Origin of the sequence: Streptomyces sp. NPDC021749 (assembly GCF_040640655.1) — a bacterium.
GTDB lineage: Bacteria > Actinomycetota > Actinomycetes > Streptomycetales > Streptomycetaceae > Streptomyces.
On record NZ_JBFACE010000008.1, the window covers coordinates 18,637 to 30,940 of the forward strand.

The 12,304-nt window shown below is 73.2% G+C and carries 5 protein-coding genes; 1 reads left to right on the forward strand and 4 read right to left on the reverse strand.

Annotation, left to right across the window (positions count from 1 at the left end):
• The first annotated feature begins 132 nt into the window (after positions 1-132).
• Positions 133-3,963: a multifunctional oxoglutarate decarboxylase/oxoglutarate dehydrogenase thiamine pyrophosphate-binding subunit/dihydrolipoyllysine-residue succinyltransferase subunit gene (locus AB0G35_RS10220; protein ID WP_360946760.1), complete on the forward strand. Its 3,831-nt coding sequence runs from the start codon at positions 133-135 to the stop codon at positions 3,961-3,963.
• A 76-nt stretch (positions 3,964-4,039) separates the two neighbouring features.
• Here the strand turns inward: AB0G35_RS10220 and fxsT are convergent, their stop codons facing one another.
• The 4 genes from fxsT to AB0G35_RS10240 form a co-directional block, all read right to left on the reverse strand.
• Positions 4,040-7,045: an FxSxx-COOH system tetratricopeptide repeat protein gene (gene fxsT, locus AB0G35_RS10225; protein WP_360946762.1), complete on the reverse strand. Its 3,006-nt coding sequence runs from the start codon at positions 7,043-7,045 to the stop codon at positions 4,040-4,042.
• Positions 7,046-7,135: 90 nt separating this feature from the next.
• Positions 7,136-8,311 (reverse strand): FxsB family cyclophane-forming radical SAM/SPASM peptide maturase, encoded by a 1,176-nt coding sequence (locus AB0G35_RS10230; RefSeq protein WP_360946764.1) that lies wholly within the window; start codon positions 8,309-8,311, stop codon positions 7,136-7,138.
• Between the two features lie 133 nt (positions 8,312-8,444).
• Positions 8,445-8,684, reverse strand: coding sequence for a YxD-tail cyclophane-containing RiPP peptide (locus AB0G35_RS10235; protein ID WP_360946766.1), 240 nt, complete (start codon positions 8,682-8,684; stop codon positions 8,445-8,447).
• 104 nt (positions 8,685-8,788) lie between these two features.
• On the reverse strand, positions 8,789-12,301 hold the full coding sequence (locus AB0G35_RS10240; protein ID WP_360946768.1) for an SAV_2336 N-terminal domain-related protein: 3,513 nt from the start codon (positions 12,299-12,301) through the stop codon (positions 8,789-8,791).
• Positions 12,302-12,304 lie beyond the last annotated feature (3 nt).

A 12,304-nucleotide genomic window follows, 5' to 3' on the forward strand; every position in this document is an offset into this window, starting at 1 on the left:
GCCGCGAAACCCTTCGGTGAATGTGACGTACGCGACGAGTGGCCCTCCCGGACTGCACCAAAGGTCACAAGAGGCGTAGCCTTTATTCCCGCTGTCCACCACCTTAGGAAGCGGAAGAGGGCGGTTGCCGCCGTGTCGCTACAGTCCCCCAACACTTCGAGCATCTCGAACGAGGCCGATCAAGAGGGGCAGGGCAAGAGCCCTGCCGCCGCCTTCGGCCCCAATGAGTGGCTCGTCGACGAGATCTACCAGCAGTACCTCCAGGACCCGAACTCGGTAGACCGAGCCTGGTGGGACTTCTTCGCCGACTACAAGCCGGGCGGCGCCACCGCGCCGAGCACGCCGGCGGAGGCCCCCGCCCCCGCCGGGGCCACCCCGGCCCAGTCGACCCCCGCCGCGCCGGCCGCCCCCGCGGCCCCCGCCGCGGACGGGCCGAAGCCCGCCGCCGCGCCAGCCACCCCGGCCGCCAGCGCCCCGGCCCCCGCCCAGCCCGCGCCGGCCAAGGCCGCCGACGCCCGGCCCGCCGCCGCGAAGCCCGCGCCGAAGCCGGCCGCCGCGAAGCCGGCTGCGAAGGCCGACGGCGAGGCCCCGGCCGCCGGTCCCGAGTTCGTCACCCTGCGCGGCCCGTCGGCCGCCGTCGCGAAGAACATGAACGCCTCGCTGGAGCTGCCGACGGCCACGTCCGTCCGCGCGGTCCCGGTGAAGCTGCTCTTCGACAACCGCATCGTGATCAACAACCACCTCAAGCGCGCCCGGGGCGGGAAGGTCTCCTTCACCCACCTCATCGGGTACGCGATGGTGCAGGCCCTCAAGGCCATGCCGTCGATGAACTACTCGTTCGCGGTGAAGGACGGCAAGCCGACCCTGGTCAAGCCGGAGCACGTCAACCTCGGCCTGGCCATCGACCTGGTGAAGCCGAACGGCGAGCGCCAGCTGGTCGTCGCCGCGATCAAGAAGGCCGAGACGCTCTCGTTCTTCGAGTTCTGGCAGGCCTACGAGGACATCGTCCGCCGGGCCCGGGACAACAAGCTGACGATGGACGACTTCACCGGGGTCACCGCGTCGCTGACCAACCCCGGCGGCATCGGCACGGTCCACTCCGTGCCGCGCCTGATGCCCGGCCAGTCCATGATCATGGGCGTCGGCGCGATGGACTACCCCGCCGAGTTCCAGGGCACCTCGCAGGACGCCCTGAACAAGATGGGCGTCTCCAAGGTCATGACGCTGACCAGCACCTACGACCACCGCGTGATCCAGGGCGCCGCCTCCGGCGAGTTCCTGCGCGTGATGAGCCAGCTGCTGCTCGGCGAGAACGCCTTCTACGACGAGATCTTCAAGTCGCTGCGGATCCCCTACGAGCCGATCCGCTGGATGCGCGACATCGACGCGTCGCACGACGACGACGTCACCAAGGCCGCCCGGGTCTTCGAGCTGATCCACTCCTACCGGGTCCGCGGCCACGTCATGGCCGACACCGACCCGCTGGAGTACCACCAGCGCAAGCACCCCGACCTCGACATCACCGAGCACGGCCTCACCCTGTGGGACCTGGAGCGGGAGTTCGCGGTCGGCGGCTTCGCCGGCAAGTCCATGATGAAGCTGCGCGACATCCTGGGCGTGCTGCGCGACTCGTACTGCCGCACCACCGGCATCGAGTTCATGCACATCCAGGACCCCAAGCAGCGCAAGTGGATCCAGGACCGGGTCGAGCGTCAGCACAAGTCGCCCGAGCGTGACGAGCAGCTGCGCATCCTGCGCCGGCTGAACTCCGCCGAGGCGTTCGAGACCTTCCTGCAGACCAAGTACGTCGGCCAGAAGCGCTTCTCGCTGGAGGGCGGCGAGTCCGTCATCCCGCTGCTGGACGCGGTCATCGACTCCGCGGCCGAGTCGCGCCTGGACGAGGTCGTCATCGGCATGGCCCACCGCGGCCGCCTCAACGTCCTCGCCAACATCGTCGGCAAGTCCTACGCGCAGATCTTCCGCGAGTTCGAGGGCAACCTCGACCCGAAGTCGATGCACGGCTCCGGCGACGTGAAGTACCACCTGGGCGCCGAGGGCACCTTCACCGGCCTGGACGGCGAGCAGATCAAGGTGTCGCTGGTCGCCAACCCCTCCCACCTGGAGGCCGTCGACCCGATCGTCGAGGGTGTCGCACGCGCCAAGCAGGACATCATCGGCAAGGGCGGCACGGACTTCACCGTCCTGCCGATCCAGCTGCACGGTGACGCGGCGTTCGCCGGCCAGGGCGTGGTCGCCGAGACGCTGAACATGTCCCAGCTGCGCGGCTACCGCACCGGCGGCACGGTGCACATCGTCATCAACAACCAGGTCGGCTTCACCGCCGCGCCGGAGTCCTCGCGCTCCTCCATGTACGCCACCGACGTGGCCCGCATGATCGAGGCGCCGATCTTCCACGTGAACGGTGACGACCCCGAGGCCGTCGTCCGCGTCGCCCGGCTGGCCTTCGAGTTCCGCCAGGCGTTCAACAAGGACGTGGTCATCGACCTGATCTGCTACCGCCGCCGCGGGCACAACGAGTCGGACAACCCGGCCTTCACCCAGCCGCTGATGTACGACCTGATCGACAAGAAGCGCTCGGTGCGCAAGCTCTACACCGAGTCGCTGATCGGCCGCGGTGACATCACCCTCGAAGAGGCGGAGCAGGCGCTCCAGGACTTCCAGGGCCAGCTGGAGAAGGTCTTCACCGAGGTCCGCGACGCCACGACGGCCCCGGCCGCCCCCGAGGTGCCGCAGCCCAAGGCGGAGTTCCCGGTCCACGTCGACACGTCGATCTCCCAGGAGGTCGTCAAGCGGATCGCCGAGTCGCAGGTCAACATCCCCGAGCACATCACCGTGCACCCGCGTCTGCTGCCCCAGCTGCAGCGCCGCGCGGCCCAGATCGAGGACAACGCCATCGACTGGGGCATGGGCGAGACCCTCGCCATCGGCTCGCTGCTGATGGAGGGCACCGCGGTCCGGCTCGCCGGCCAGGACTCCCGCCGCGGTACGTTCGGGCAGCGGCACGCGGTGCTCATCGACCGCGAGACCGGCGAGGACTACACCCCGCTGCTCTACCTCTCCGAGGACCAGGCCCGCTTCAACGTCTACGACTCGCTGCTGAGCGAGTACGCGGCGATGGGCTTCGAGTACGGCTACTCGCTGGCCCGCTCCGAGGCGCTGGTCATGTGGGAGGCGCAGTTCGGTGACTTCGTCAACGGCGCGCAGACCGTCGTCGACGAGTTCATCTCCTCGGCCGAGCAGAAGTGGGGCCAGACCTCCGGCGTCACCCTCCTCCTGCCGCACGGCTACGAGGGCCAGGGCCCGGACCACTCCTCGGCCCGTATCGAGCGGTTCCTGCAGCTCTGCGCGCAGAACAACATGACCGTCGCGATGCCGACGCTGCCCTCCAACTACTTCCACCTGCTGCGCTGGCAGGTGCACAACCCGCACCACAAGCCGCTCATCGTCTTCACCCCGAAGTCGATGCTGCGTCTGAAGGCCGCGGCGTCGAAGACGGAGGAGTTCACCTCGGGCGGCTTCCGTCCGGTGATCGGCGACTCCACGGTCAAGCCCGAGGACGTCCGCAAGGTCGTCTTCTGCTCCGGCAAGGTCTACTACGACCTGGACGCCGAGCGGCAGAAGCGGGGCGCGCACGACACCGCGCTGGTCCGCATCGAGCGGCTCTACCCGCTGCCCGGCAAGGAACTCCAGGCGGAGATCGCCAAGTTCCCGAACGCCGAGAAGTACCTGTGGGCCCAGGAAGAGCCGGCGAACCAGGGTGCCTGGCCGTTCCTCGGCCTCAACCTGATCGACCACCTCGACCTGGCGGTCGGCGCCGACGTCCCGCACGGCGAGCGTCTGCGGCGCATCTCGCGCCCGCACTCCTCGTCCCCGGCCGTGGGCTCCGCCAAGCGCCACCAGGCCGAACAGGCCCAGCTGGTCGCGGAGGTCTTCGACGCGTAGGCGTCGGCCCGCTGACAGGGCAGGACAGAGCGGAAGGGCCCGTCCCCGGTGGGGCGGGCCCTTCCGCCTGCTCCGGTCAGACCGGCTGCGGCTCGAAGTCCCAGTACGGCCGGCGGCGGCGACGGGCCGAGACGGTGTGGGGGTGTTCGGCGCCCAGGGTCTCGCTGAGCTGCTGGACGGCTTCCTGCTCCAGTTCGGCGGCGTCCCTGGCGCGGCGCAGCGCCCGCAGATCGTCGGCGAGCGCGGTCTTGGCGGACAGGGTCAGCGGATGCGTGTCGCCGAGTACTTCCGCGGCCCGCCGCACGATGTCCCGGCCGAGCTCGACGGCGCCTTCCTCGTCGTCGGCGCGGTTGCGGGCCGCGGCCGCGTTCAGCGCACACCCCAGGGTCCAGGGGTGGTCGGGGCCCACCGCCGCGGTCATCCCGGCGAGTGCTTCCTCCGCGAGGGCCAGGGCTTGGGCGTGCTCACCGAATTCCGACCGGACGAGCCCGACGTTGCCCAGGGTGCCCAGGGCGTAGGGGTGTTGGTCCCCGACCAGGGCGCGGTAGCGCTCGGCGACCTCCTCGGCCAGGTCCCGGGCCCGCCCGAGGTCGCCGTGTTCGCGCAGGAACGTGGCGTGGTCGGCCGTCATCATGAGGGTGTCGGGGTGCCGGGCCCCCAGGACCCGCTTGCTGCGTTCGACCACGTCCGGCAGCAGCGCGTCGGCCTGCGCGGTCTCTCCCATGCGGCGCATGCACAGGGCGAGATTGTGCTCGGCCCGGAGGGTCTGCGGGGTGTGGCGTCCCATGACCTGGCGGTGCAGCCGGGCGTTCAGCTCCTGGCGGGAGACGGCGTCGCGGTACCGTCCGGTCAGCCGCAGCATCCGGGCGTAGAGGGTGCCGGTGCCGAGGGTGAGGTGGTGGCGGGCGCGCAGCTCGCGCTCGCGGATCGTGACCACCTCGCGGAGCAGGTCCAGCGCTTCCTCGAAGCGCCCGAGCAGCCCCAGGGCGATGGCGAGGTTGTTGCGGGAGGCGACCGTGCGCGGTGACTCCGGGCCGAGCAGCTCGGTGTACCGGCCGGCGACCTCCTGGAAGAGAGCGCAGGCCCGTTCGTACGCGCCGAGGGTCATGAGCGTGCCGGCCAGACCGTCCTTGGCCCGCAGCAGATCGGCGTCGGCCTCGCCGCGTTCGGCCTCCAGCTCGTCCACGATCGCGCTGCCGACCGCCTCCGCCTCGCGGTACCGGCCCAGCCGGCGCAGCATGTTGGCGTGCTGGTGGGTCAGGACGAGCATGGTGCGATGGGTGGGTGCCAGCCGGTTCTTCCAGCGGAACATGAACTGTTCGCACAGCCGGAGGCCCATGCGGTACTCGCCGCGCACCCGGAGGTATTCGACGCAGTTGATGACCAGGCCCTGTACCGCGGGTTCGGCACTGTCCAGGGCGCCGGCCGGCTCCAGGTGCGGAATGAGTTCGGCGTAGCGGTCCCACTCGCGGGTGTCGAACGGGTTCTGCGGATCGGCCGAGACCAGGACCCGGCAGGCCGTCGCGGACAGCTTGTCGCGTTCGTCCTCGGACATGTCGCTGCGCAGGAAGCGGTGGTAGAGCCGGTGCATCTGCGCGGTTTCGACGGCCGGGTCGGAGTCCTGGGAGTTCTGGTAGTCGAGGCGTACCGCGGTGGACTCGGTCAGGCGGCGGAGCGCGGTGTTCCAGCTGATCGGTTCGGCGGCGAGATCGGCCAGGTGCTCGGGCAGGTCGCCGCGGCGGGCCTTGGCCAGTTTGGGCACCGGGATGGCGTCCGGTGCGAAGAAGGCGAACAGTTTGAGGAGTTCGACCGCGGCCGGGCTGCGTTCCCGGAGGGTGTTGAGGGTTATGGCCCAACTGGTCTGGAAGGCCATCGGATAGTCGGTGGAGATGCGGATCCCGACGAGACTGGGCTCGCCGCGCCGGATCAGTTCGATGTACTCCCTGGGCGGCATCGGGTTGGCGTCCAGCCAGGCGGCGGTCTGCGCCAGCAGCAGCGGCAGGTCCTGCACCGCGTCCGCCAGGTCGTCGGCGTCCCTGGGCGTCAGCCGCGGGGCGCGGCGCCGGGCGTAGGCGACGCTCTCGACACGGTTGAAGGGCAGCACCTCGATTTCCTGGGCGCTGCCGGAGCCGGACCAGTCGCGGGTGAGCGTGGTGATCAGGACGTGGCCCCGGCCGTCCGGGACGAGATCCTCGATCTGCTCCATGTCGTCGGCGCTGTCGAAGATCAGCAACCAGCGGCGGTAGGGACGTCCGGTGCGCAGCGCCTCGTGCACCGCCCTGATCCGGTCGCCGATCTCCTGGCCGACCGGCAGCCCGAGCCGGGAGGCCAGCTCGGCGAGCTGCTCGCGGGCCGCGCCGCGGTGGGTGGCGCTGATCCACCACACCACGTCGTAGTCGTTGCCGAAGCGGTGCGCGTACTCGGCCGCGATCTGGCTCTTGCCGACGCCGGAGATGCCGTACAGCGCGATCCGGGTCTCCTGCGGCGGGCCGGAACCGGCGGCTCCGGAACCGGCCAGCTTGTGGTGGAGTTCTTCGAGGACGTCGTCCCGGCCGGTGAAGCGGTTGTTGCGGCGGGGGATGTTCCAGACCTCGGGCGGGTCGTTGGGGAAGCGGGGCGCGCCGGGTACCGGTTCGTGCCCCACGGGGGCCGTGGCGGTGATGCCGAGCCGGTTCCGTACCCGGCGGTTGGCCTCGCGGGCGTCGAGGTCCCGGAGATCGGCGGGCCGCAGCAGAGAGGCCGTGGCGGGCAGGCTCTGGGTCGCGACGCTCACCGCCGCGAACCGGTCGGCGTGCGGTTGCACCACCTCCCGCAGGGCGGTGGTCCATTCGTCCTGGGTCTTGGGGCCCAGCCGGAAGTACCAGTCGTCCAGCACCATGAGGAGCCGGCCCTCGGCCTGGAGCAGCCCGGACAGTTCCTCGGTCAGCGCGGTGTCCGCTTGGGGGTCCCAGCGCAGCAGGGTCGTGCCGTAGTTCAACTGCTCCAGCTGGTGCGAGAGCCAGGCGGCCCAGGGCCGTGCGAAGCCTGCATAGCTGATCGTGACGTGTTCTGCGGAGCCGGCGGAACCGGTCTGATCGGCCATGCGACCGTCTCCCTGCGATTAGCGGTACGTCATGCGTGCGCGATTGGCTGGCACGATAACCCAAGTGTGCACCGATTCGTCGACTGTGCGTCAGCTGATGTCGGCACGCCGCGAGTTGGGCGCCAACGCGGCGTTGACCCGGCTTGCGATGTGGCGGATCAGCCGCTCCAGGTCCGCGCAGTAGACGGACGGGTTGCGAAAACCGCTGCCGGCGTCGCGGTAGCGGTGGGCGTAGTTCCCGCCCCCGCAGACCGTCACCAGCGGGCAGGCCCGGCACTGCTCGCCGAGTCCGGCCAGGCCCTGTTGCCGGGCCGCCATGCCGGGGTGGGCGAGGGCCTGGTCGAAGCTGTGCCGGAAGACGTCCAGGCCGGTGGCGGCGGCACCGTCGTAGGCGGACTTGAGCGAGTCCACCTGCTCTATGGTGCCGTCGGTGTCCACCACCAGGGCGACCACCGGCGACAGTCCGACCGCCTCGGTGGAGCTGGGGCGCCCCAGCAGCAGCCCGATGATCTCGGTGAACAGCCGTATCCGCGGCCCGGGTGCCGGCCCGTCCCACCACAGGTCGAACACCGTACAGAGCCAGTCGCCGTACGGTGTGCGGCCCGCGGGCGGGGCCGGGAGAGGCGGCGGGCTGGACCAGTTGGCGTGCGGCAGCAGGAAGTCGAGCATCGGCGGGGACAACGCGCCGAGGCTCCGGTAGACCTGCCCGGGATCGGTGGCGAGGTCGATGGTGCAGAGGATGCCGGCGAACGCGTCGGGCCTGGCGGCCAGTAAGCGGGCCGCGCGGGCGGCCGCCGGCCAGGAGGGCCGGCCCGCGTGGTCGACCCGGCGGTGGTTCAGTGCGGCGGTGCCGCCGTCCAGGCTGAGCCCGACCAGGAATCCCGAGTCGGCCAGGGTGTTCAGGCCCGCGGCGGTGAGGAGGGTGCCGTTGGTCTGGACGCCGAAGCTCACCGCACAGGACGCGGGGACCGCCGCCCGGATGGCCTGCGCCTGCTCGATGAGCGGGCCCGGTCCGGTGAGCAAGGGCTCCCCACCGTGCAGATCGATGCGGATGTCGGGGAGGTGGTGGGCGCTGACGTGTTCGGCGATCCGACGGGCGGTCTGGCGTACGGTGTCCGGCCGTACGGTCAGCGGCCGGCTCTGCCAGCTGCGGTCCGGACCGGTGTAGAGGTAGCAGTACGTGCAGGCCAGATTGCACCGGCTGTGCAGTTTGAGCACGAATTGCCGGAAGGGGGCCGCGGCGGCCCGGTCGGTTCTGCGCACCACGACGCCGCCCCCCTGCCTCCGCCGAGGTTCCCGAGACCCCGTCGACGCCCGCTGCTCCATATCTGGCTCATCGCAGGAAAAGCAATCAATTCCGATCGATAACTGGCTGAATTCTTTAACCCGTTGCCCAGAATCAATCGTTGCGGGGAGAGTGCCGAAGACCCACATGGGAAGGGCCGTCGTCGTAATAGGCCACTGCCTCGCCCTCCGGCAGCCAATTGCGGAGCAGCAGGTCCGCCACTTCCCGGAGCACAGGATGGGGCGTCATCTCGGGCAGGGCACCCACATCGACCGCCCCGAAATCCGGCAGCGGCTCGGCCGACGGCCCAAAGGGGGCGGCCGCAGCCGGTTCGGTGCGGGGGGTGTTCGCCACGCTGCTCTCCTCTGGCCGGCTGGACGGGGGTGTTCCCGGACTCCCGTCCACGGAAACACGTTCGGGTGGCGGCGGCCGGGCGGCCGGCCGGGGCTGCCGGGGGCTCAGGCGGGGGCTTCGAGGGCGCGCATACGGGCGCGGGTGCGCTGCGCCTCGGGGCCGGGGTCGGCGGCGGTGCGCTGCCAGTGTTCCCAGCTCTCGCGGTAGGCCTGGAGTGCGGAGCGGGGACCGGCGGTGACTTCCAGGACCTCGCCCCGGCGGTGGTGGGCGCGGGCGGCCAGCAGGGCGCTGCCGGCCCGGCTGGCGGCCTCGGCGGCGCGGCGGTAGCAGGCGGCGGCGCGGTCGTGGCGCTCGCGGGAGCCGAACCGGCGGTCCAGCAGCAGCTGCACGTCACCGACCTCGATCCACGCCTCGGCGACCACCACGTCCGGCACCCCGGCCCCCCGGGCGGCCAGCTCCAGGATCCAGTCGGCCTCGTGCAGATCGGCGACCGAGGGCCGGCGCTCGTGCCGCAGCCGCAGCGCCCGGCCGAACAGCAGCCGGTGACTGCCGAGGTCGGGGTCCTGCGGCGCGACCCGGGCCAGCGCCTCGCGCAGCACGTGCACCGCCTCGTCGGCCAGTCGCCGGCCGGGCTCCTCGGCCGGCTCCTGGCGGGCCCGCAGCAGCAGCGCGGCACCGCGTTCGGCGAGCAGCGAGCTGTGCTCGGGGGTGTCCGGTGCGGTCAGCCGGAGCGCGGCGGCCAGCGCGTCGACGGCCGCGTCCAGGGCCGCGAGATCACCGGTACGGGTGTGGACGGCGCGCTGCGCGGCGGCGATCCGGCGCAGGCCGTCGGCCTCCAGCGCCGGGTCGCCGAGGGCCTGCGCGATCGCCCGGGCCCGCTCCAGGGTGGGGAGCACGGACGGCAGCCCCGCGCCGCCGCCCAGCCGACGGGCCGCCGCGAGGTCGAGCAGCGTGAGGCACACCAGGCGGTCGGCGTCGCTGCCGCGGCGGCGCAGCAGGACGGTCGCGGTGTCGAGGTCGTCGGCGGCGCGCAGCGCGAGCACCTCCGCCGGACGGGCCGCGCCGGGTTCCTCGGGCCGGCGGGCGGCGGCCCGGCGGGCCTGGTCGAGCAGCACCCCGCCCCGGGCGGCGTAGACCTCACCGGGCACCTGCTGCCCGCTGGGCCAGCGGTCGAGGAGGGCGGTGAGCGAGCGTTCCGCCTCGTCGAGCGGGTCGGGCGCCGCGGTCGGGTCCGGCGCCGCGGTCGGGTCGGGCACCTCAGCCGCCCCCGGCAGGGCGGCCAGGCGGCGCAGGGCCTCGGTGCGCAGCACCATGCTCTCCAGGACCCGGGGGTCGAGCAGGCTCATCAGCCCGCAGGCGGTGTCCAGTCGGCGGGCGGCCTCGGCGAGCGCGGTGCGTTCCCCGGCCGGGTCACCGGCGGCGCGGCGCTCCCGGGCACGGGCGTGGGCGACCCGGCCGAGCACGATCAGCACCCGGGTCCGCTCGGCCGTACCGGCGTCGTCGTCCCCGGAGCCGTCCCCGGAGCCGTCGCCGGAGCCGTCGCCCACGGTGTCCGCGGGGGACACCCGGCAAAGGGCCCGTTCCGCCGCGCGCACCGCCCGTTCCGCCTCCTCCAGGGCGTCCGGCTGGCGCCACTCGGTCCAGGCGTGCAGCAGGGCCCGGGCGAGGTCCGTGCCGGCCGGTGGGAGGCGTTCCGCGGCGGCCCGCAGCAGCCGGACCGCCGCGATCAGGTCGCGGACGGCGCGGTCCTGTTCGTAGCGCTCCAGGAGGGCGGCGCCCTCCGCCGCCGGGCCGTCGGAGGCGTACGGCCGCCGGTCGGGCGGGCGCAGCGCCGGTTCGAAGCGGCGCAGTACGCGTTCGGAGACCCGGGCGAACGGTTCGGGGACCGCACCCCGGCCGGTCTCCGGCTCCCGGCCGCTGCCGGAGAGCATGGCCACCGCGACCGCGGGAAAATTGCGGGCGCTGCGGCCGAAGGTGCGCTCGATGTAGAGCGAGCAGTGCTTGAGCACCAGCGCGGCCTCGCCCGCGCTCAGCCGGGCGAGCAGTTCGTCCCGTACACCGGGCACGAAGTCGTACCAGGGGCCGGTCGCGGCGGGTTGCTCCTCCGGCGGGCCGGCGCCCGGGGTGTGCTCCCCCGGTGGCGACTCCTCCGCCGGGACCTGCACGACCAGGCCGCTCAGCAGCACCTCGGCCAGCTCGGCCGGCCCGGTCTGGGGCAGCATCGCGCGCTGGACGAGCTGGATGACGGGCAGCGCGAGCGGCACGGCGGAGAGGTGCACCGCGAGCAGCCGGGCGGCCGGCGACGCCTGCCGGTCGAACTCCCGGACCATCCGGGACGGTTCGCCGCTCCCGGGCGCGGGCGGCGGGCCGGTCCGCGGCTCGGCGCCGTGGTCGGCCCGGACGACGGAGGCCGCGCCGCGCAGCGAGAGACCGGCGTCGGCGGCGGCCAGCCGGGCCCAGGAGCCCAGCGCGGAGGGGGTGGCGGCGAGCACCGGGACGGCGCGCTCGCGCGGCGGCTCGGACCCCGCGCCCGGGGCCGGGGCGGGCCGGCGCCGCCGCCGGGCGGGCCGGAAGTCGAGGGGCTGGTACGGGCCCTGGCGCCGGACCAGGGTGCCCGCGACGGCGGGCAGCAGCGTCCGTCCCCACATCCGCTGCGGCAGCGGCTGGACGACGGCGAGCGGGGCGTCGGCCGCCCAGCGGTAGAGCAGCCGCTGCATCCGGCCGTCGCGCCAGAGGGGGCCGGCGCAGTCGCTGACGACGAGGGTGAGGTGGTGGCCCGTCGGGTCGTGCAGCTGGTCGGCGGGGCGCAGCGGGCGGCCGGGGCCCGGGGTCGCGGCGACGCCGACGTCCGCGCCGTGCGGGTGGAGGTAGTGGACCGTGACGTCCCGGAAGGCGCCCACACGCTCGCAGACCTGGCGCAGGTCGTGCAGCATCTGCTCCCATACGGCCATCGAGGAGGAGCCGTCCATCAGCAGCCGGAGCGCGGCCGTGCGGCGGTGCACCCCACGCAGCACGGGGATGACCATTTCGGCGTGCGCGGAGAGTTCGGCGGTGGCCCGCTCGTCCAGCTTGTGGCGGGCCGGGGCGGCCGGCGGGCGGTACCGCTGGACCGGCCGCAGGGCGCGCTGCAGCGGCAGGAGGCCGGGGAACGCCGAGGCGATCGGGACCGCGACCTCGCCGAGGCGGTGCCGGTCCGGGTCGGTGCTCCGCTCGTGCCGGGCGGGCAGCAGCTCCGCCACGCGGCGCCGGGCGGCCTCCCGGAGCGCGGCGGCGGACGCGGCCCGGCCGGCGTCCGGGTCCGGGGAGCCGTCGCCGTCGAGGGACGCTCCCCGCCCGCCCGTCAGGCCCGGTGGGACGGGAGGCCCCGCCCGGAAAGTGACCGGATCCGCGCCGTCGGGGCGGCGGCCGGCACCGGTGTCTCCGGACCCGTGAGCACCGCCGGCCCCAGCCGTCCCGTCGCCCTCGTCCGTCCCCTCGGCCCGCGAGGGATCGGGGGTGATCCACTGGGCGAGCCAGAGGGCGTCGGCCATCCCGCGGGCATCGGGCGGCAGCCCCGCCGCGGTCAGCCGGGCGACGAGCTCGTCGAGGGGGCCTGGACCGGGCTCCCCGAGGGGCACCGC